The sequence below is a fragment of the Runella sp. genome (genome assembly GCF_027484545.1).
Classification (GTDB): Bacteria; Bacteroidota; Bacteroidia; order Cytophagales; family Spirosomataceae; genus Runella.
In genome coordinates, this window is the sequence record NZ_JAIXST010000081.1 from 1 (window position 1) to 22,111 (window position 22,111).

Annotated in this window: 18 protein-coding genes; 12 read left to right on the forward strand and 6 right to left on the reverse strand. The window is 45.4% G+C overall.

Going from position 1 to position 22,111, the window contains the following annotated elements; all coding sequences use genetic code 11:
- Positions 1-121 precede the first annotated feature (121 nt).
- The 6 genes from Q0081_RS07375 (at position 122) to Q0081_RS07400 (ending at position 6,685) form a co-directional block, all read left to right on the forward strand.
- Entirely contained in the window at positions 122-562 is a 441-nt protein-coding gene (locus Q0081_RS07375; RefSeq protein WP_298350860.1) for a hypothetical protein, read from the forward strand.
- Entirely contained in the window at positions 559-1,716 is a 1,158-nt protein-coding gene (locus tag Q0081_RS07380) for a DUF3179 domain-containing (seleno)protein (protein ID WP_298350863.1), read from the forward strand. The genes Q0081_RS07375 and Q0081_RS07380 overlap by 4 nt, the downstream gene beginning before the upstream one ends.
- A gap of 71 nt (positions 1,717-1,787) precedes the next feature.
- Positions 1,788-3,971: a TonB-dependent receptor domain-containing protein gene (locus Q0081_RS07385; protein WP_298350865.1), complete on the forward strand. Its 2,184-nt coding sequence runs from the start codon at positions 1,788-1,790 to the stop codon at positions 3,969-3,971.
- A 184-nt stretch (positions 3,972-4,155) separates the two neighbouring features.
- Positions 4,156-5,520, forward strand: coding sequence for a vanadium-dependent haloperoxidase (locus tag Q0081_RS07390; protein WP_298350867.1), 1,365 nt, complete (start codon positions 4,156-4,158; stop codon positions 5,518-5,520).
- Positions 5,521-5,555: 35 nt separating this feature from the next.
- Positions 5,556-5,945, forward strand: coding sequence for a hypothetical protein (locus Q0081_RS07395; protein WP_298350870.1), 390 nt, complete (start codon positions 5,556-5,558; stop codon positions 5,943-5,945).
- 119 nt (positions 5,946-6,064) lie between these two features.
- Positions 6,065-6,685 (forward strand): hypothetical protein, encoded by a 621-nt coding sequence (locus Q0081_RS07400; protein WP_298350873.1) that lies wholly within the window; start codon positions 6,065-6,067, stop codon positions 6,683-6,685.
- Between the two features lie 60 nt (positions 6,686-6,745).
- On the opposite strand, the gene Q0081_RS07405 is transcribed toward Q0081_RS07400, so the two are convergent.
- Positions 6,746-7,108 (reverse strand): DoxX family protein, encoded by a 363-nt coding sequence (locus tag Q0081_RS07405; RefSeq protein WP_298350875.1) that lies wholly within the window; start codon positions 7,106-7,108, stop codon positions 6,746-6,748.
- A 112-nt stretch (positions 7,109-7,220) separates the two neighbouring features.
- Positions 7,221-8,207 (reverse strand): phosphotransferase, encoded by a 987-nt coding sequence (locus Q0081_RS07410; protein ID WP_298350878.1) that lies wholly within the window; start codon positions 8,205-8,207, stop codon positions 7,221-7,223.
- 147 nt (positions 8,208-8,354) lie between these two features.
- Here Q0081_RS07410 and Q0081_RS07415 point away from each other — a divergent pair, with 147 nt between their 5' ends.
- Positions 8,355-9,752, forward strand: a complete 1,398-nt coding sequence (locus Q0081_RS07415; protein WP_298350881.1) for a pyridoxal-dependent decarboxylase — start codon at positions 8,355-8,357, stop codon at positions 9,750-9,752.
- A gap of 142 nt (positions 9,753-9,894) precedes the next feature.
- Here the strand turns inward: Q0081_RS07415 and Q0081_RS07420 are convergent, their stop codons facing one another.
- Both Q0081_RS07420 and Q0081_RS07425 read right to left on the reverse strand, forming a co-directional pair.
- Positions 9,895-12,633 (reverse strand): alkaline phosphatase family protein, encoded by a 2,739-nt coding sequence (locus Q0081_RS07420; protein WP_298350884.1) that lies wholly within the window; start codon positions 12,631-12,633, stop codon positions 9,895-9,897.
- 97 nt (positions 12,634-12,730) lie between these two features.
- Positions 12,731-14,749 carry a TonB-dependent receptor gene (locus Q0081_RS07425; RefSeq protein WP_298350888.1) on the reverse strand — a complete coding sequence of 673 codons (2,019 nt, stop codon included), beginning with the start codon at positions 14,747-14,749 and terminating at the stop codon, positions 12,731-12,733.
- Between the two features lie 258 nt (positions 14,750-15,007).
- On the opposite strand from Q0081_RS07425, the gene Q0081_RS07430 reads away from it, so the two are divergent.
- From Q0081_RS07430 to Q0081_RS07450, 5 genes are all read left to right on the forward strand, one after another.
- Positions 15,008-17,506, forward strand: coding sequence for an alkaline phosphatase family protein (locus tag Q0081_RS07430; RefSeq protein WP_298350891.1), 2,499 nt, complete (start codon positions 15,008-15,010; stop codon positions 17,504-17,506).
- Positions 17,493-17,900 (forward strand): VOC family protein, encoded by a 408-nt coding sequence (locus tag Q0081_RS07435; RefSeq protein WP_298350893.1) that lies wholly within the window; start codon positions 17,493-17,495, stop codon positions 17,898-17,900. The genes Q0081_RS07430 and Q0081_RS07435 overlap by 14 nt, the downstream gene beginning before the upstream one ends.
- 34 nt (positions 17,901-17,934) lie before the next feature.
- Positions 17,935-18,531 (forward strand): ribosome biogenesis GTP-binding protein YihA/YsxC, encoded by a 597-nt coding sequence (gene yihA / locus Q0081_RS07440; RefSeq protein WP_298350895.1) that lies wholly within the window; start codon positions 17,935-17,937, stop codon positions 18,529-18,531.
- Between the two features lie 35 nt (positions 18,532-18,566).
- Positions 18,567-19,499 carry a 1-phosphofructokinase family hexose kinase gene (locus Q0081_RS07445; RefSeq protein WP_298350897.1) on the forward strand — a complete coding sequence of 311 codons (933 nt, stop codon included), beginning with the start codon at positions 18,567-18,569 and terminating at the stop codon, positions 19,497-19,499.
- Positions 19,500-19,564: 65 nt separating this feature from the next.
- Positions 19,565-20,944, forward strand: a complete 1,380-nt coding sequence (locus Q0081_RS07450; RefSeq protein WP_298350898.1) for a 4Fe-4S binding protein — start codon at positions 19,565-19,567, stop codon at positions 20,942-20,944.
- Here Q0081_RS07450 and Q0081_RS07455 read toward each other — a convergent pair whose 3' ends face one another.
- Together Q0081_RS07455 and Q0081_RS07460 are read right to left on the reverse strand one after the other, a co-directional pair.
- The gene (locus tag Q0081_RS07455) at positions 20,945-21,457 is read right to left on the reverse strand and encodes a hypothetical protein (protein ID WP_298350900.1); all 513 of its coding nucleotides are present in this window, start codon (positions 21,455-21,457) and stop codon (positions 20,945-20,947) included.
- A gap of 84 nt (positions 21,458-21,541) precedes the next feature.
- Positions 21,542-22,087, reverse strand: coding sequence for an RNA methyltransferase (locus Q0081_RS07460; RefSeq protein WP_298350902.1), 546 nt, complete (start codon positions 22,085-22,087; stop codon positions 21,542-21,544).
- Positions 22,088-22,111 lie beyond the last annotated feature (24 nt).

The following is a 22,111-nucleotide window of genomic DNA, read 5'->3' on the forward strand; positions in this document are numbered from 1 at the left end:
TCACTGTCTTTTCGATTACTTGGCCTGTTGCATCCTCAATTTTTATGGTTGCTTTTAGCATGATTTTGTAGTTTAGTCCAAATTTAACTATTTGCCACCTTTATTTACAGAATGTAAAATTATGAAAACTGAAGTAGTTGCCCTCTCTCCCAACATCGTTTGGGGAAATCGAATCGCCTTGTTTGTCGTTTTATTCTGGTTTGGTTTTTTGAAAGTCATTGGCATGTCTCCCGCCGAAGCCATCGTGACGCAATTGCATCATAAAACCATTGAGTTTTTTATTTCGATCGAAAATTTTTTACCGCTATTGGGAATCACCGAATGTACCATTGGCATTTTGTGGCTCTTCCCCAAAGCGACCAAGCCTGCCTTCTTTCTGTTTTGTCTGCAAATGTTCACAACGTTTTTTCCGCTGATACTCATGCCCAATGAGACGTGGAAATCTACGCTTGCGTTGAGTTTGTCGGGACAATACATTATCAAAAATGTGGTTTTGATTGCTTCCGCGTATACCGTTTTCATAACTTATAGTACCTTGCCTGAAACTGAAGTCAACCCATGAGAAAGCTTTTTTACATCGGAATTGTCGGCCTGCTTTTATTTGAGATTGCCAACGTCTATTTCATCATGCCTATGCCTGGAAGTCAGCGCATGAACAGCATTGATGCGGCCTACTTTTTTCATACGTGGCGATGGGCGATTCGCAGCCTATTTGGAATTTTGATTGCTTTGGGAGCTTTCGCTGCTTTTCGAGGAAAAAAATGGTCGCCTTACGTGGCGGGTCTGTGCCTGTTGGCCGTGGCAGGAGTAACGTATGCCGCCAATTTTGAAATGGCCGCCGATACCATGTTTTACCAACCTTCGGTTTTGACCCTCAAAAATGCTGCTGAAAACAAGGTAGGCAAAGAACGTTTAGTGATTGGCGTGGAGGTCAACGGTCAAACGCGGGCGTATCCGATTCAGTACATTGGCTATCATCATCAGGTGCGCGATACGCTGGGTGGAAAGCCCATTATTGTGACTTATTGCACTGTTTGTCGCACGGGGCGGGTATTTGAACCTCTTGTAAATAACCAAGTTGAAACGTTTCGCCTCGTCGGGATGGATCATTTTAATGCGATGTTTGAAGACAAAACCACCGGAAGTTGGTGGCGGCAAGCCAATGGGGAGGCGATTGTAGGAAAGCTGAAAGGGCAAACTTTACCCGAACTGGATATTACCCAAATTTCGCTTGAAAAATGGCTGGCATTGCATCCCAATAGCTTGGTGATGCAGCCTGATGTGAAGTTTCAGGAAGAATACGATTCGTTGAGTAACTATGAATCTGGAAAACGGAAAGGAAAACTTACCAAGCGTGATTCGTCCTCATGGAAGGATAAATCGTGGGTGGTGGGCGTGGAAGTGAGCGGCGGTGTAAAAGCCTATGATTGGAACCAACTGCAAAAGAAACGAATCATCAACGATATGATCGGCTATTTACCCATTTCGGTCGTGTTGGCTTCCGATAATAAAAGCTTTGTAGCCCTACGCCGTGCAACGCCCGGACAGAAGTTGGTTGTAAAGAATGATTCCCTGTACGATAACGGAGGAAGGGTCTATAACCTGCTCGGGAAGTCACAAAAATCCGGAATTCCTGATTTAGCAAAAGAGAATGCCTATCAGGAATATTGGCACAGTTGGCAAACCTTTCACCCCACAACAAAACAGTATAGGTAGTTTTTGGAACGGTATTTGATAAAAATTGATTAATATGCTATTTATCAGTACTTTATAGTAAGATGTGACTTATGAAATACATTTCTGCTCTCTTTGTTATACTATTTTTTGGAAAACATTTATTTGCTCAAAAAGTAAAATCTGATACCACTCAACATCTCAACGAGGTGGAAGTGATCGGTACGCGTGAAAGAATCCAAATCGAGCGTTTACCCGATGTTCACGGAACGTATTTGACGGCTGGGAAAAAGAATGAAGTCATTCAATTGAGCGGCGTAAATGCCAACATTGCGGAGCGTACTCCACGCCAGATTTTTGCCAAAATTCCGGGCATTTTTGTCTATGACATGGATGGCTCCGGCAATCAAATCAACGTTTCAACGCGCGGCCTTGACCCGCACCGAAGTTGGGAATTTAACCTGCGCTACAACGGCGTGATTGGGAATACCGATATGTACGGCTATCCCGCCAGTCATTACAATCCGCCCGCCGAGTCGTTTGAGCGCGTGGAAATTGTAAGGGGAACAGGTTCATTACAGTACGGAGCGCAGTTTGGCGGCATGATTAACTACGTGAGCAAACAGGCCGATACTACCAAACGGTTCAGTTTTGAAAGCATCAACTCAGCAGGCTCGTATGGTTTGTTGAGTTCATACAATGCCATCGGTGGACGCGTAGGGAAAATGACCTATTACGCTTATTATCACCGCCGTAATTCAAGCGGATACCGCCAAAACAGCCGTTCGGAATCAGAATCACAATTTGTTCGTTTGCAGTATGACTTTACCTCTAAACTTTCGCTGAAGGCTGAGGTGGGACATACCGATTACGTGTATCAAATTCCTGTGCCACTTACTGACAGTATGTTTTATGCAAATCCTCGCATGTCAACCCGCTCTCGGAACTACTATGAACCGGACATTTACCTGCCTTCGCTTACGCTTAATTGGGAAATTACGCCCCGAACCCAACTTAAATGGACCAATTCCATGGTGTTGGGCTTTCGGAACAGCGTCATGATTGATGCCTTTGCTACCGTGAAAGATGCCATGGAAACGGCGACCGGTCAGTACAAAAACCGTCAGGTAGACATTGATAAATTCAACAGTTTTACCTCAGAACTGCGTCTATTGCACTATTATCAATTGGGTGCTATGAGCAATGTGCTCGTAGGAGGAATTCAAGTGATGAACAACGACCTCAACCGCAGGCAACTGGGCAAAGGTACTGTCGGCAGTGATTATGATTTGACGTTGCTGGTACCCAACGATTGGGGTCGTGATATCCATTTCAAAACCAAAAATGTGGCATTGTTTGTTGAAAACTTACTGTATATCACGCCAAAACTGTCGGTGTCACCTGGCTTCCGTTTGGAAAGTGGTAAAACGGACTTCTCAGGCTCTATTCGTTATCTGAAACCCGAAGTGGTTCCCAACAGTATCCCGCACCGTTTTCCCTTGTTTGGAATGAGTGTTCAATACCAAATTGATAAAGAAAATCGCCTGTACGGTGGATTCTCTCAAGCTTATCGCCCCGTAATTTTGAAGGATATTATTCCTGCTTCGGTGCTCGAACGTGCCGACAAAAATCTCAAAGATGCCTACGGCTACAATGCTGAAATCGGACTGAGCGGTCGCAAAGGAAGATTGCACTACGACTTGAGCGCTTTCCTGTTGCAGTACAACAATCGTTTGGGTAGTCTGATTTTGAATAACCCCGACGGAACCTCCTACATTTTTCGTACAAACATTGGTGACAGTCGGACCAAAGGTTTGGAAATGTATGTGGAGTATGAATTTATAAGAAGCAATAAAACACGCCTTTCCGCCTTCACTTCTACGGCCTATATGGATGCCCGTTATGTAAACGGCAAAGTAAGTAATGGCAAAGAAAATCAATCCATTGAAGGTAACAAAGTAGAATCGGTTCCTGAATGGACGAGTCGGAATGGGATAGAATTTAACCATCGTTGGGTGAGTGCTACGTTGTTGGCAAGTTACGTCAGCGCATCGTTTGCCGACGCTTTCAACACCGTTTTGCCAACCGCCAACGGAGCCAAAGGCATTGTTCCGAGTTATACCTTAGTGGATTTAAATACGACTTTTCATCTGACAAATCGCTATACCATTCGATTTGGAATCAATAACATGCTCAATAAGAGCTATTTCACAAAACGACCTACCTTTTATCCCGGCCCAGGCATTTGGCCATCGGACGGGCGCAGTGTCGTCATGACTGTGGGAGTAAAACTGTAGGGATTTATTGAAGAAATGTTGAAAAATGGTATCTGAATCAGGCACCATTTTTTTTATAAAAGCGAGCTAAAATTTGAAAATTGGCATAATAATTGGGATGTAAAGAAATGACAGTAAGATATACTTTTTGGCTCGCACAGCCAATCAGTATCACAAGTTTAATCATTTCTTTAAGCCTACTTTTATGAAAAAGTTTTTATGTTTTATAGTTAGCCTTGTATTTATCGCGGGCTGTACAAACACCGACGTAGAACCCACCAAAACCAACAATGTTTCCAATTACTCCGCTGATTTTTTGCGTGAATGGTTAAAACTCGAATGTCGGGTGGTGAAAGAAACGCCGGGCTTTTTGCCTCCGCAAGCGTCACGTGCATTTGGATACGTAGGTATTACTGCCTACGAAGCAGTGTATAGCGGTATTCCCAATGCCAAGCCATTGGCGGGACAAATCAACCGATTGGCGGTGACAAGTATGCCAGTTCCACTGACCCAAAACATTAATTATCATTGGGGAATTGTGGTCAACGCCGCCGTAGCCGATATGATGCGTTTTATGTTTGACAAAAACCTAACGCCTGCTAATCTTCAAAAAATCAACGACTTAGAAGCGCAATATTTGGCCGAATTCAGTGCCACATTGAATAAAGTCACGGGAAAAACGCTGACGGATGAGTCTGTCAAACACGGCAAAGCGGTAGCACAGGCTATTTATAATTATTCAAAAACTGACGGGGGGCATGATTCTTATCTGAATCCTTTTTCAAGACCTTTTACTCCCGTAACGGGCATCGACAAATGGGTACCGACCGATGCTAAAAACGCTACACCTTTGAGTCCGTTTTGGTCCAAATGTCGTCCAATTTTGGCTTCAAATATGGACTATGCAACGCCTCCCAAACCTATGGCTTTCTCTTTGGATAAACAATCTGACTTTTATAAACAGGCTACGCAGGTATATAACCAAGTCAAAAATAATACCGCAGACCAAGTGGAAATTGCTAAGTTTTGGGCAGATGATCCGTTTGCAACCTGTACTCCTACGGGACACACCTTCAATATCATGACGCAATTGTTGGAAGAAACCAACGCTACGCTTGAAAAAGCGGTGGTAGGTTATGCGATGCTGGGCGTGGGCGAGATAGATGCTTTTATTGCCTGTTGGAAAGCCAAATACGATTATTCGCTTATCCGCCCGGTGTCTTATATTCAGAAATACATTGATCCTAACTTCAAGACAGTGATTGGAACACCTGCTTTCCCGGCCTATACCTCAGGCCACGCCACTGAAGTGGGAGTAGGTGAAAAGATTTTTACCAGACTTTTTACCAAAGGAGATGGAGTGTATTCATTGACGGATCGTTCGCAGGTGCAGCACGGATTTGCTACCCGCAAATTCAGCAGCTTCTCGGAAATGGCGAAGGAATGCGCTAATTCTCGCCTTTATGGTGGAATTCACTACGAAATGGACAACCAAAACGGTTTGTTGATGGGACGTGGTATCGGAGAAAATGTGGTAAAAAGTATCAATTGGCCAACGGATATTAAGTAGTTTACAGTCCATAGTTTACAGTAAAATTTAGGAGGATGAAAGTTAACATCTTTATTTGGGCAATCGTAGGTGGTTTATCTGTGTTGGGATGTCAAAAAAACAACCAAGAGCAACTGGATAAAGACGCCAAATTGATGGCGACGCTTGAATGTGAAGCTCGCCAATTGAAGGAGGAACGTTTTAAAATAGCCAATGACATTCGTTTCATGGAAGACTCGCTGATGAAGTATCATATATCGCTGACACCTTCTCAAAGTCAGCACATTGATTCTATCAAAACAGTGTTGACAATGCGTACGGGAAAATTGGCTGATAAAATCACGAGGACAATGGACAGTTTGTTTGTTGCCAATTACCAAACCCCCGAGCAACGCCAAACGTTTGACGCAGCTACTGAAAAAATGCTTCAGGAAGTTTGTAAATAAGCCGATGAATGGCAATTTCGAGGTTTAATCGACGTTAATAAGTCATTTTTAGAGGAATTATTAACTATTTTGAGCCGTTGGTTGTGCGGACACAACCAACTCTTACAAACCATTCAAACATGAGAAAAATTAGTTTATTAGCAGCTTTTGTGTTAGCGATCGTCGTTTTCAATCGCTGTGCAGTCACCAAACAAATTTCAGAAGCCAAGACGTTAGGCGATTGTAAATACAACATTGCTTCGGCTGATAAAATTACCTTGGCAGGGATTGACGTTCAGCAGTTCAAAAACATGCAGGATTTTGATTTGTCCAAATCGCCTCGTTTAGCGTTGGCGCTGTTGAGCAAAGACGTACCGCTTAATGTTCGTTTGAATCTGGATGTGACCAATCCAACGAAGCAATTGGCAGGTATCAATCAGTTTGAATACAAAGTATTGCTAGCTGAAAATGAAATCTTTACGGGTTTTTGGGACCAACGCATTGACGTGCAACCCAACGGAGGAACCACCCGCGTTCCGATGCAGTTGACAACGAACGCTTACCGCTTGCTTACCGATGCCAAAACGCGTGATTCGTTTGTAGCGATGATTGAAAACCTGTCGGGAAAAGCAAATACGCAACCTACAAAATTGGTGATTAAACTAAAGCCAACATTAGGTATCGGCAATTCGCAAGTCAATTATCCGGGGTATATTACGATTGAAAAAGAAGTAACGGCCAAAATGCTGGCGGGAGAATAGTTTTTTAATTCAGATAACAAGGGCGCAAAGAGAAATCAACTCTTTGCGCCCTTGATTGTTTTACGCCACCTTCGCCTGAAGCTTTTGTTTAAAAAAGTAAGAAACACCCAGAATACCCAAAATCACGATGGGCATAATGAAAGGCGTACCCGTAGCAATGTGTGTCCAAGCAGCACCAACTAGGGTAAATGCAAATCCGGCATACGCCAATTCTTTCAGTTTGTCGAACCAAGGGTTCAGCAAGGCAATAGAGCCTGCCAATTTAAAAATACCCAGCATCGTGACGAAATAAACAGGGAACCCTATCTTCTGAAAGCTTTGCATTAAATCGGGCGCTTTCGTTAGGTACATGTAGCTGCTGAATAAAAACAGGAGGGCAATCAAGCCCGTCGTAATCCAATAAATGATTTTGTCGCGTTTCATTTTGTGGGAAATTGAGTTGTGTATTGAGCGACAAAGGTCAGTACTTTTGCTATACAAATGTAAGCATTATATTAAAGTATAGCGCTATACTTTGATATAGTGGTCTTTAGAACTACGTAAACAACTGATGATGCGCACACCATTTTTGAATCATTCCCATAAAGCGTTTGAAGTAATCTTCGCTGATGAACAGGTTGCCCCAATCATCAAATCGTTGACATTGAACACCAAGGTAGAAAAACCAAATACTAACGGCTAAGTAGGGTAAAATGTGTTTTTCTTCGTTGGAAATTGGGGTGATGCTTTCGTATCCTTCAAAAAAACGTTCCAGTTTGCGTTGGTATTCGTTGGCGTCAAATTCGGTGTTGAATAACTGCACGTTGAAATAGGCTAAATCAAGGGCTTGCCAGCCGTTTCCGCAAAAATCAAAGTCGAAAAGTGTGACGTCTCCATGAGGGGAGATGTGCATATTGTCAAACCAAATGTCCAAATGAACCGCGCCCTGTCGAACGCTTGGTGAATTAATTTGCTTCAGTTTTTCAACCAATTTTTCAGTCGTTGATTCCACAAAAACCATGGTTTCTGAATGGGTCGCAAAAAACGTTTTGGCTCGTTGAAGCGGTGAGAGCAGTAACGTTTCAGCGTTGTAATTGACTCGCTCCAAAGTTAAATCCTGCGTAGCTTGGTGAAAGCGGGCCATGGCTACTCCGATGTTATAGCTCGCTTCTGCCGTGAAACTTCTTATCTTTTCGCCTTCGGCAAACGAAAACAGAACCCCAAATCGCAGGCCTTCGGGGGCCATAATTTCCTGAATAAAATTGCCCGTTGCATCAGCAATAGGGTAGGAGACGGGCACTCCGTTTTTGTGTAAAAGGTTGAGAAGTCGAATTTCTTCTTCAATCTCGGTTTTGGTGCGCCAATTGTAGCTGTAAAGTCTGAAAATCTGTTTGTTGATTCCATCATTCAAAAGATACGAATGATTGATGCCGGTTTTGAGAATACGGCAATGAACAGCATCTCCAAGTTGGTATTTTTCAGCCAAAAATACACCTAAATGCGAAGCCAAGAGCCTCGAATCATACACAGGAAAAGGATTCATACAACCGAAGTTTGGAGTGGTTTAAAAAGAAGAAACGTGAAGTTTGCGTCGTAAACGGGGCGCAAAGATGCACTATTTTTCTATTATTTTGGTCTCATTAATGCCTGATTTCCTGTTTCTTTGCAATCAAAAAAATCTCTTACAGCTATGTTACAAAACGATTTAGCATCCTTTGACGCCATTCTCCAACAAGTTCTTCAACAGGGTATTGATTTCCTTAAAACCATTGACCAACGCCCCACGTCTGCGCCTCATACTGTGTCCTTAGTGGCCGAATTGGAGAAGGAAGGGCAAGGGACATTAGCGGTTTTAGCAGAATTTAACCAACGCTTTGATCCGCTCATTGTCGCTTCTTCTGGACCGCGCTCTTGGGGGTTTGTGACGGGTGGCGCTACGCCCGCATCCATAGCGGGGGATTGGCTGGCCGGAGTATATGACCAAAATCCGCAAAGCATTCAGGGACAGGGAGATTTATCAGCCTTGATTGAAGTGGAGACCATTCAATTGTTGCTGTCACTTTTTGACTTGCCCGATACACTCACCGGTGGTTTTGTGACGGGTGCTACGATGTCCAATTTTACGACTTTGGCCGTAGCGCGTCAGTGGGCGGGCCAACAACAAGGGCGTGATATTGCCAAAGAAGGCGTTGGAAGTGGCGTAAAAGTACTGAGTGCTACGCCGCATTCATCAGCTGTAAAATCATTATCTATGCTCGGCTTGGGAAGTCAGAATTTTATCAAAGTTAATGCCCTGTCCGGAAATAGAGAAGCAATTAATGTAACGGATTTGGAAGAAAAAATACAGTCACTTAATAGCGAGCCTTTTATTCTGATTTCGAGTGGCGGAACGGTCAATACCGTTGATTTTGACGATTTGGAAGCCATTTCTCATCTCAAAAAACGCTATAATTTCTGGTGGCACATCGACGCTGCCTTTGGTGGTTTTGCGGCCTGTTCACCACACTATAAACACTTGCTCAAAGGTTGGGAAGGCGCTGACAGCATCACTATTGATTGCCACAAATGGTTAAATGTGCCCTACGAAAGTGCGTTTTTTCTCGTGAAAAAAGAACACAGCATTTTGCAGGTGGAAACTTTCCAAAACTCCAATGCACCGTACCTCGGCAATCCGCTTGAAAACTTCAGTTACCTCAACTTTTTACCTGAAAACTCACGCCGGTTACGGGCTTTACCTGCCTGGTTTTCGTTAAAAGCTTATGGTAAAAAGGGCTACCGGGAAATTGTAGAAAACAGCATCCGCATGGCGCAGTTATTGGATGCTTTTATAAAGGAAAGCGATGATTTTGAATTGCTTGCGCCGACGCGCTTGAACAATGTGTGTTTTACGCTGAAAGGCGAAGAAAATCAGGACAAAGTACATTCCTTTCTGATTCAACTGAACCAACGCGGCAAGGTATTTATGACCCCAACGGTGTACAATGGTAAAAAGGGTATTCGGGCAGCGTTTGTCAACTGGCGCACCGGCGAAAAAGACGTTGAAGTCGCCATTGCGGAAATGAAGTCGGTTTTGGCTCCTTCGGCTTAAGTTTTTATTGTTACCATGTAAGACATATAAGTTTATATAAGGCTGAAAAACAAGTTCTTATATTTTCTTATATGTCTTATCGGGGCCCGCACGGGCGGCCCCGGCTCGTGCGGGCCCCGCGATGGTTTGAAAAAAATATAACTTATTGCTTTTTCTTCTTTGGCTTCGGCTTAGCCTTTTTCAACTCTTCATCATCTTCTGCCCGGCGTTTTTGCATGGTTTCGGTGCGGTCCAGTTCTTCCGATTCGGCAAAGGCTTTCCAGTCAAATTTCTCGTCGAAAGGGTCGAGCGCTTTTTGCGGGTCAAACAAACGTTTATCAATCGCCACGGCATTGAAAGGGCTGTAATCGGGCGTATTGGTAAACAGGTCGCTTAGATTCGTAGCACTTGCGTCGTACTGATTCAGATAAGGCATTCCGAGAATATTCCAGAAGGTTTTGAAAACGCTGCCAAAGCTGTAATGCTCGTGCCCCACGTAATTTTTCTTCATCCACGGTGAGATAACCAACAGAGGGCTGCGGTGAGCGTCAATGTGGTCCACGCCGCCTTGGGGGTCGTCCTCCAACACTACGATGAGCATTTTTTTCCAGTAAGGCGTGTGGCTTAAAAACTCCACCACGCGTCCGAGAGCCAAGTCATTGTCGGCCATGTAACTTTGGGTAAACGGGAATCCCGCTTTGGCCCGTTCGCGGGTACCGTGGTCATTGGGCAGCATGAGCGTCAGCATAGACGGTAATTTTCCATTAGGTCCTCCCCATTTTTCCTTAAATTCTTTCATGAATACATCGGCCCTAAACTGGTCTGGAATGGCCATGTTGTAGGTCGGGAAGGTCTTGGACGAGCGGTCATAGAGCGGCGCGGGCAAAGGATAATTGATGGTGTACAGCTCGCCGATGTATTTCATGGTGCTGTCTGAATAAGCCGCGGCCATTTCTACCCCAAACCCAAAGTTATAAAAGTCTTTTTTGTGTCTTTCCAAATGTTCCCAAATGGAGCCAGCTTCGTTGTAATCTTCGGGGTAAATGCTGCCTGCGGAGCCGTAAAAAGACCAGTTGCCAGGGGCTTTAGAGGTGTCAATCAAATCGCGTTTGCCACCGTAAGCAGCCGCGGTACCCGTTTCCACCCATTCGTTGGGATACACGCCCACCATCCAGCGGTGGCCGTCGGCCGAGACATCGGCATCGCAGTAAAAATTGTCGGACATGGCAAAGCGTTTCGCCAACGCGGAATGATTGGGCATCACATCCACATTTTCCAACGTTTGAGTTTTGTTGCGATTGGAGAACGTCGCTTTCAGGCCATAGCGGGACAACAAAGCCTCGCCTTTGCCGTTGGTATTTTGGCCGAATACCTCATCGTAGGTGCGGTTTTCTTTGGAGATAAACACAATGTGCTCAATGTTGGAAAGTGCATTTTTAGCGGTTGACTTTTGCTCAAACTTAAAATTGTTGGTAATCACTTTTCGCGTCAACGCGGCCAGTTGTCCGTCGGCGGGAATGTCAATGACCGATACCGTTCCTTTCATCAAACTGCCTACATAGCTTCCTTCGGGGCCTAGTTTGAAATTAGGCCCGCCGTTGGGGCCGCTTCCGAAACCTTTAGCATTGGTAACAATCAGCTGTCGCCCGTCGGGCGATACTTTCAGTTTGGACGGGAACCAACCCGTGGGAATATGCCCCAGCACTTTCATGCTCGGAATGTCAATCACAGCTACGGCATTGATGCCCGCTTCCGCCACGTACAGGCGCTTCTGGTCGGGCGAGGTAGCCACGCCGAAAGGAATCAGTCCGCGCAGTTTTCCCAAACGCGGGTCGGGCTGTAAAGGAATGGTATAAATCACCGTATCTTTTTGAATATCAATGACCGATACACAGTCGTTGTTGCCATTACTGACAAAAACATACGTATCGGTAGCGGCGACCGAGTTGGGACTACTGCCGCCGACGGCGGGAAAGTCTTCAATCATCTGGCCAACCAAAAAGCCCGTTTTGGTTTTGTTTTTTACCTTCCAACTCGTTCCGTTAGGCGCATAACTCCAGACCGAAAATGCCTCAGGTGCGTTGGGACTTCCCAGTGCGGGAATTCCTTTCGCGGCGTTGCCCTCTTCCATTTCTTTACTGCCGTATTTGGTGGCAGGCCATGGATGGGCGGTTGACTTGAGGTTTTTCGGGTCTAAATCAGTAAAAGGTTTGTACTCAAACACGCCCACGTTGGCTACGTAAATGCGCTGCTCATCGGGCGAAAAACTGATACCGAACGGGTAGCGGCCCGTAGGTACATTTTCCACTACGCGCATGGTTTCGGTATTAACCACCACCATTCGGAAGCCAATTTGGTCAACCACGTACAGGCGTTTTCCATCCTTGGAAAGAATCAGATCGCCGAGATAACCGTGCTCATAGTTCTTAGCGGCGCAGTTGATGACGGCTTTGCGTTTTCCCGTGTTCAGGTCAAACAGAAAGAGTTTGTTGGTTTGCCCACCGGCTACGTACAGCGTTTGGTTGTCGGGGCTGATGGCTAATCCCATAAAGCACGCTTCCAGAATCCCGTCGTCGGTTTTGGCCCCTTCCGGGACTTGAATGATGGTCGGATTTCCGCTCAGAATGTTTTTGATGATGGTAATCGAAAACGGGTTGATACCCGAATTGGCCGTCACGGCGATGTTTCCGTCTTTGCTCAAGACAAGGCCATACGGGTGCGGAGCGGTCATGATTTGTTTACCCAAAGGTGTAATCAAACGCCCGTTCGGTAAAACTGTCACGCCGTTTTTGTCAATTTTGACATATTCACTGCCCGCTGGGGCGGAGATTTGCCAAGTCTGTGACCAACTTAGTTGGCTTATGGAAAGGCATAAAAAGGAAAAGAAAAAAATACGCAGCATAAGAAATTGATTTTTAAATTGCCACGCCATTTATGGCATGGAATAAAGGAATAAAGGTAAAGTTTTTAGTTATTTTGAGGGCTTTAGCGCTTTGTTATTACCATTTAAACTCAGCCGTCAGCCACAGACTGCGACCGTAGCCATTGATGCCCGAGCCATGGGTACGATAATCTTCGTCAAACAGGTTTTGAACGGCGGCAGTCAGGCTGATTTGTTTTAAATTATAGCCTGCATTCAGGTTCAACACCTTCCAGGAGGGTGTGCCGCCTTTGGCCATTCGGTTGTCGTCTTTATCGCCTTGGGCGAGGCGTTCCTGTGCAGCGGCAAACCAAAATTCAGGACGAATCCAGCCTTTGTTTTTGGTGAAATTCAATCCAAAACGACCATTGACGGGCGGAATGCGGCGCATAGGTTCCTCTTTGGTTTCGTTTTGTCCGATAGAATACGAAATGTTGCCGTACAATTGCAATGACGAAAGCAAGTTTACCTGAATTTTGGCGTCAAAACCGTTGATATACGCTTTCTCTACGTTTTCTTTTCGGTACACGTTGATGCCGTTGACCTGTTCATTAGGTACTCGAATCCGCGTAATAAGGTTTCGGAGCCGCGTAGAATAATAACCCATTTGGAGGCCGATGGTTTTGGAGCCAACTTTCAGTCCCACTTCATAAGTCGTTGATTTTTCAGGTTTCAGATCACTGGTAGGTACTTCGTAGCGGAAATCGACAATGCCCAGCGTGCCCAAATCGTCGATGTTGGGGGCGCGGAATCCCGTGCTGATGTTGAGGTAGGGCGCGATGGATTTTCCCAAATTGTAGGAGAGATTGTAATTGTACACCAAAGCGGCGGGCGTCAGTTGGCTTTTGCCGATGGTAGCGTCGGGAATGTCAATTACAAAACCGTTGTAGCGAAGGCCGAACGATGAGTTGGCCCGAGGCGTATTGATGCTTAAAATAGAGTAAGCGGCGTAATTCAGAAAAGTAGAATTATCGGGGTATAACCCACGAATGTAGGTACGTTGAAGCGTAGTATTATTTTCATCGTACCGCTCGCTGTTGACTTGGTCGCGGTAAAGTTCAACGCCCGAATTCAGTGTCAGTAAATCTCTCAAAAAACGGGATTGATTGTTATATGTCAGTCCCCAGGTCTGTACTTTGTCAGTTTCGGAACGCAACATTGTTGTGCCGTTTTTTTGACTTAAACGTCCTTCTTTTGTGGCCTGACGAGAAATGGTAAACGTCTGATTGCTAAACCAATTGGAATTGTTTTGGTGTTCCAGCTTGAGGTAGGTTAACTGCCGGCGCTGCGGGTCAAATCGGTTGATTTTGAAGTTTTCCAATTGATACCGAAAAAACACTTCTACATTTTGTTGACTGACGGATTGATGGGCCAGTGTTGCCAACCATCTGTGACCCATATTTACCTTCGCTTTCAGGTCGAAATCTTGTTCTTTATAACCCGACGGTGACTGAAAACCCGTGTTTTTACCGCCTAATACATCGCCAAAACGACGGTTGGTAAATCCTGCCTGAAAAGCAGCGCTGGCTCCTCCGTATCGCGCTTCCACGCGCCCACTCTGCTCCATACCTGCGCTGACCATGCGCCCCAACACACGTCCGCCGAAGCCCGTATTGAATTGAGGGTCGGTGGTAAAAAGTTGAATCGTACCGCCCAAGGCATCGGAGCCGTATTGGACTGATCCGCTTCCGAGCAATACTTCAGCGCGACCGAGCGTAAAAGCGTCGATGGTATTGAGGTATTGGTTGGGGCCGTAGCGGAACGTGCTGTTGTTGAGGCGAATATTATCAATCAGAAGCAAGGTTTGGTTGCCCGTCAATCCGCGAACAAACGGAGAGCCCGCACCGTGGGTGGTTTTTTGAACAAATACGCCCATTTGGTTCATCAGAAGTTCGGGTGTAGAGCGAGACTGTGACGTTTTGATTTCGTCCTGACCGATGGCATAAATCAGGGCAGGGGTCTTAAACACGGTCTTTTCTCCCCGGGTAGAGGTGACCACTACTTCGTTTAACTGCCTTACGCTAAGTGAATCTTTGCTTTGGGTAAAAGCAGTGGTGAAAGTACCTAATAAAAAGGTGGTGAGGAAAATTTTTGCCATAATGAATAGATGGAAAGATACGGTGACAAAATTACGGACTTTTACTTCTCGGTAAATTACGGGAAAGTTATGTTTCAGGCTAAGAACAGAATAGACAAACTATGTGTCGATCTCAACGGCTGATTTTCAATCTAATAAACTTCTGTACAGTAATTGTTAACAAAGGCGTTAAGAATTGGTGAGGGGTTAACAATTACTTTATGTACTTTTCTCTGAAATTGGTTAATCAATTGACATCTTTGTAAAAATATCAATCAGATGAAACTTTCCACCAAATCCTGCCTTTTTCTATGCCTCGTTGGGGTGTTTCTTTTACTCGAAAATTCCTGTCAACGGCAAAATCACGGAGCCTCTGAAACCGGTCAATTTTATCAGGCCCTGACCGCCAAGCGAATTAAATTGCCCAACGGTTGGTCGCTGACTCCTGCGGGGAATAAAAGCCTTTCTCTCAATGATTTGCCGTTAAATCTGGTTGTCTCGTCGTCGGGAAAATATGCAGCGGTCACCAACAACGGCCAAAAAACGCATAGCATCACTCTGATTGATGTGGCCACGCAGCAGATTCTCGACGATGCGATTGTGCCCAAAGCCTACTACGGACTCACTTTCAGTGCTGATGAGAAAACATTGTATGCGTCGGGTGGCAACGACAATAAGATTCTGATTTTTCAATTGGAAAACAATAAACTCAAAGCCGATGGAGAAATCGTGTTAGGCAAACCCTGGCCCGAAAAAATCGGACCCGTAGGGCTTTGTTTGGACGAGGCGCAACAAAAGATGTTTGTCGTTACCAAAGAAAATAATTCACTGTATGTCTGTGATTTGAAAACCCGGAAAGTACAGCAAACCATTAGCTTGGGTTTTAAAGGGTATGCATGCCAGTTGTCACAAGACAAAAAGCAATTGATTGTCAGTCTTTGGGAAGGAAGCAGTGTACGGATTTTGAATGCCGAAACATTGCAAACCATTATAGATATTCCAACGGCCAAAAATCCCAACGACTTGCTCCAAACCCGCGACGGGAAGTATCTGTACGTGGCCTGTGGAAATGATAATACGGTGATGCTGATTGATTTAGCTAAAAAACAAGTCGTCGAAACCCTCAATGCCTCGCTGTATCCGAATGCTCTTCTCGGAAGTACACCCAATGCCTTAGCCCTCACGGCTGATGAGTCTAAATTGCTGATTGCCAATGCTGACAATAACTGCATTGCGGTATTTGACGTAGCTGAAAAAGGGAAAAGCCGTTCGTTGGGCTTTGTACCAACGGGCTGGTATCCTACGTCGTTGAAGGTAATTAACAACCAAATATGGGTTACCAACGGCAAAGGCTATTCTTCGGCCGCCAACCCCAAAGGCCCGAATCCGAATCGTTCCAAATCTCCTCAATTCAAAGGGGCTAATGCGGAGGCTAATCGCGACGAGACCGAGTACATCGGCGGTTTGTTTAAAGGTACGCTTTCCATCATTGATTTTCCGGAAGAAGACATTTTAGGCGTTTATTCCAAACTGGTTTACGAAAACACCCCTTATACTAAAAAGAAAGAGACGCTCGCCGAAGGCGAAACGGACAACCCGATTCCGATGAAGGTAGGAGAAGGGTCACCTATCAAATACGTCTTTTACATCATCAAAGAAAACCGCACCTACGACCAGATTTTGGGCGATATGAAAGAAGGCAACGGCGACGCGGCACTGTGTTTGTTTCCCGAAAAAGTAACGCCTAACCAACACGCGTTGGCGCGGGAGTTTGTGTTGTTGGATAATTTTTACGTCGATGCCGAAGTGAGCGCCGACGGTCATAATTGGTCGGCGGCGGCGTATGCAAACGATTATATAGAAAAAAACTGGGTTACCAGCTACGGCGGACGCGGCGGTACCTACGATTATGAGGGCCAAAAAACCATTGCCCATCCCCGCGACGGATTTATTTGGGACCATTGCAAACGCGCCAACATCAGCTACCGCACGTATGGTTGGTTTGCCGACGATAAAGCCAATATTCCTGCCCTTGAAGGTCATTTTGCGCCTGATTATAAAGGCTACGATTTGGGCTATATGGACGTGGAGCGGGAGAAATCATGGGAAAAAGATTTTGATGAATTGGTGAAAAACAACGCCCTGCCGCGACTCAATACCGTTCGTATGGGCAATGACCATACCTCGGGCGCGCGGGTAGGGCTTCCAACGCCCGACGCCGCCGTAGCCGACAATGATTTGGCCGTGGGCCGCTTTGTGGAGCACCTTTCCAAAAGTCCCATTTGGAAAGAATCCGTCGTGTTTATTTTGGAAGATGATGCTCAAAACGGCCCTGACCACGTAGATGCTCACCGTTCGATTGCCTTTGTGGCGGGGGGCTACGTGAAGCGCGGGTTTGTAGATCACACCATGTATTCTACCTCAGGGATGTTGCGGACGATAGAACTGATTTTGGGCCTGAAACCCATGAGCCAATACGATGCAGCGGCGGTTCCGATGTGGCGCTGTTTTCAAAAGACTCCCACGATGACTCCTTTTCAGGCCAAACAACCAGGTATTGATTTGAACGAAAAAAACGTAGCGGCCAACTATAATCACCGTCGCACGCTCAAATTTGATTTATCCAAACCCGACGCCATCGACGACCTGATTTTCAGCGAAATTGTGTGGCAAACGGTCAGAGGTGAAAAATCAAAAATGCCTGCTCCCGTGCGTGGCGCGTTTGTGAAATTAAAAGCAAAAGGGGAAGAAGAGGAAGGAGAAGATGATGACGACTAAATCAAAGTTATCTGTTCAAGCTATTCACCACGTTGCCATTATTTGCAGCGATTACCAACGCTCAAAACGTTTTTACACAGAAATATTAGGCTTCACCATCTTGGCGGAAGTCTATAGAACGGAGCGCGATTCGTACAAATTGGATTTGTCGGTCAACGGTCAGTATCAGATTGAACTGTTTTCTTTCCCAAATCCACCCGCCCGGGTTTCCCGTCCGGAAGCGGCTGGATTAAGGCATTTGGCGTTTAGTGTGGCTGACATTGAGCAAACTCGCGCCTTTTTGACAGAAGCAGGCGTTGATTGTGAGCAAATTCGAGTGGATGAATTTACCCAAAAAACGTTCTTTTTTATTGCTGACCCGGATAATTTACCGATTGAGTTTTACGAAATGTGAGCAAAACCGCTTACTTTCTTCGTAATTTTGTCGGATGAAAATCAAAACCGCCGTTTTTGTCAAAAGCTCGTCGCTGCACGAGCAGTGTCCCAAGGCCGACCGACCCGAATACGCTTTCATCGGACGTTCCAACGTGGGTAAATCTTCTTTGATAAATGCGCTTACGGGATTTGGAAGTTTGGCCAAGACCTCGTCAAAGCCGGGTAAGACGCAGGTCATCAATCATTTTATGATCAATGACACTTGGTATTTGGTGGATTTGCCCGGCTACGGCTACGCCAAAGTGTCGCAAACTGATCGCCAAAAATGGGCTCAGATGATTGATGGGTATCTGTTTAACCGTGAAAATCTTACCTGCACATTTGTATTGGTGGATTCACGTATTGAACCGCAAAAAATAGATCTCGAATTCATGGAAAAACTGGGGGCTAACGGCGTACCATTTTGCATTGTTTTTACCAAAACGGACAAACTGCGTCCCCCTCAACTTCAAACCCAACTCGACAACTACCGCGCGAAGCTGCTAGAAACCTGGCAGGAAGTTCCTTTGATTTTTGTTACCTCGTCGGAGTCACGGGTAGGACAAAAAGAGGTGTTGGCACAAATTGAAGAATGGAATAAATCGAACTAAAACTCCCAGATAAAAAACTCCCCATTTCTATATCCATGAAAATCGTCACGCTGACCGTAAATCCTTCCATTGACAAAAGTACGCACATTGACCGGTTGATTGCTGAGCAAAAACTGCGTTGTGAACCACCTCGTTACGATGCTGGTGGTGGCGGAGTTAACGTCTCTAAAGCCATCAAGCGACTCGGAGGAAAGAGCACTGCTATTTTTACGGCTGGCGGTCCTTCGGGGCAAATGCTGCAAAATTTGTTGAAGCAGGAAGAGATTGAAACACAGGTAATTGAGACAGAGCAATGGACTCGTGAAAACTTTATTGTTGCTGAGGACTCCACCAATGCTCAATACCGTTTTGGAATGCCTGGTGCTTCTCTTACGGAAGTCGAAACGCAGGCAGTTTTGGATGCGCTTGCTTCCTCAGAAGCGAATTACATAGTGGCAAGCGGGAGCTTGCCTCCCAAAACGGATGATAACTTTTACGAAAAAGTAGCCGCCATCAGTAAAAAAATGGGCGCTCGCCTGATATTGGATACGTCGGGTGAGCCACTTCGCGCCGCTTGTGACGAAGGTGTATTTTTACTCAAACCTAATATCGGTGAACTCGAAACCCTGGTTGGGGCAAAAGACCTTCAAATGGATGATGTGGACGAGGCGGCCCGTATGCTCATCGGTGACGGTAAGTGTGAAGTCGTTATTGTTTCGTTAGGGCCAATAGGGGCTATTTTGGTTACAAAAGATCTTTGTGAACACGTCCCTGCGCCCCCCGTACAAAAACGCAGTACCGTAGGCGCAGGCGATAGCATGGTGGCGGGTATGACGTGGGCGCTTACGCAGGAACTTTCCTACTCCGAAATGCTTCGTTGGGGTGTGGCATGTGGTTCAGCAGCCACCATGAATGAAGGAACTCAGCTTTTTCTTAGGGCTGATGTGGAGCGATTGTTGGAGTGGTTTGTGCGCTTTGGGAAGAGTTAGGCTTTTATTGGAATGACATCTGTGAATCAGTTAGGGTGTATATTTGAGTGTTAATTTTATCGGGATTGAAAACCTACTTCCAACATATCAACGAAGGCATTCGTACCACAGTAGCGGGTATGAAACTCACATTTCGGCATTTGTGGGCTGCCCGCACGCGCCGCAGTAATAACAACATTCGCGAAAACGATTATTTCAAAGAGCAAACGGGGATGGTGACGTTGCAATATCCGTTTGAGACAATGCCCATTCCGGACAATGGCCGTTATCGTCTTCATAATGAAATGGACGACTGCATTGTGTGCGACAAATGCGCCAAAGTCTGTCCCGTTGATTGCATTGATATAGAGCCAATTAAGGCTACAAGCGAAGTAGGAAAAGCGTCTGACGGCTCGCCGATTCGTCTTTATGCGGCTGTATTCGACATTGACATGGCAAAGTGTTGTTACTGCGGCCTTTGTACAACGGTGTGCCCTACGGAATGCCTGACGATGACCAAAACGTTTGATTACAGCGAGTTTGATGTACGGGATATGAACTATCACTACGCCAACCTCAGTCCGGAGCAGGCGGCAGAGAAAAAGTCTTTGTACGAACAATTCCTGAAGGAAAAAGAAGAATTAAAGAAAAGTTCACAGTCCGCAGACCGGTACGCCGGTGCGGCGCAGTCCACAGTCCACAGTTCACAGTTTACCGTTGGAGGTGTTCCTCTTGGCAGTGAACAATTACCAACTAGTGCGCCGACTCCCAAACCTGCATTTAAACCTACGGCTAAGCCCCCAATTCCTAAAACAGAGGAGGTTCAATCGGCAGAAAACAAAGAGACAGTTAAACCCAAACCTCTCTTTGCTCCAAAGAAACCTGTGACTGAAAGTCAGTTACCAACCACTGAACAGGCAGTAAGCAGCGAGAATGTTGCCAAACCTAAACCTATTTTTGCTCCAAAAAAGCCCGTTTCGGAACCGTCAGCGGAGGCAAAGCCAACCCAACAGGTAGCCCCGATTGGGGGAACGGGGGCTGCCAAACCCAAACCTGTATTCAAGCCAACAAAGCTCAAAACGGTAACAGACGAACAGTCTATACCTGTTCAATCTCCAATTTCTGAGTCGGAGGAAACATCGAATGTACAACCCGAACCCGCAGCACGACCCAAGCCGATTCTTACGCCCAAGATGAAGCCGACAAGTGTGGAAAAAGTGGAAGAGAAAGCAGAAGTAGTTCCTGAAACGACTGACATTCAGTCCGAACCGGCGGCACAGCCTAAACTGATTTTTAAGCCAACGATGAAACCGAAGGCAATCGAGGAAAAGACGGAGGAGGCTGCTAAAGTGTCTGATATACAGTCGGAGCCAACTCTACCCAAAGAAAATACTGGCTTAGATGAGGTAAAGCCCCGACCTAAACCGGTATTTAAGCCTATGATGAGGCCTAAAAAAGAGGAATAATTAAGATTCGGGAGTTGGCTCGGACGAAACAGGAGTTGTTTCTACGGGCTTATCTTTGCGCACATAAGCTCTTTTTGCCGGGGACGCAGGAGTCACTTTTTTTGCAGGGGCTTTCGCCTTAGGGGCAGGTTTGGGTTTTTCAGCAACAACTTCTTCGGGAGCAGGTTCTGGCAAAGCAATTACTTTGGTTTCATTTTTATCTTTTTTGGGAGCCTTGTCTTTTTTATCGCTCTTTTTTACCTTCGCTTCTGATTTTCTTTGTGCTTTCTTCTCCGCTTTTTTTGCGGCCTTTTTGGCTTCTTTCTCGGCTTTCTTCGCTTCTTTTATTACTTTTTTGGCTTCTTTCTCTTTTTCTTTTTCGTCTTTTTTCTTGATTTTTTCTAATTTCTTAGCGAGTTTTTCCGAAGCCTTTGCAATGGCTTTTGCTATTTTTTTAGAAACTGTTTCGCCTACAACGACCGTTGCAATTTTCTGAGCAATCTCGCTCGCAGCTTTTTTCTTCTCTGATTTCATCTGATTATGTAATTGTAAGTTTAAATAAAAAAATTTGCAAATAGATAGCTATATTTTCGTTAAAACAAAAATTTCAGGTTATTTTTATGTTAAGCTTTTTAGGGTCTTCGATACATAATCCCACGCCACTATCCCCGTGCTAACGGCTACATTTAGCGAATGTTTGGTGCCAAATTGCGGAATTTCCAAACAAATATCGCATTGAGCAATGGCTTCTTCTTTGACACCAAATACCTCATTACCAAGAATAAAAGCATATTTTTTGTTCAGATCAGGTTGAAATTCGTGCAGCTTTGTACTGTCTTCGGCCTGTTCCAAGGCTACAATTTGATATCCGTCCGATTTGAGGCGCTCAATTAATTGAAGTAAATCTGGGCATTGTTCCCATTCTACCGATTCATCGGCACCCAAGGCGGTCTTAGTAATGTCGCGGTGGGGTGGTGTACCCGTTAAACCGCATAAGTACATTTTTGTAGCCCGAAAAGCATCAGCTGTACGAAAAATAGACCCAACATTATTCAGGCTTCGAATATCATCCAAAATAAAGACAAAGGAGTGTTTGGGAATTTCACGAAACTCTTCTACCGAAAGGCGGTTGAGTTCGTCCATGGAAAGTTTACGAGTAAGCATTTGAGGAGCCAATGAGTAATTTTA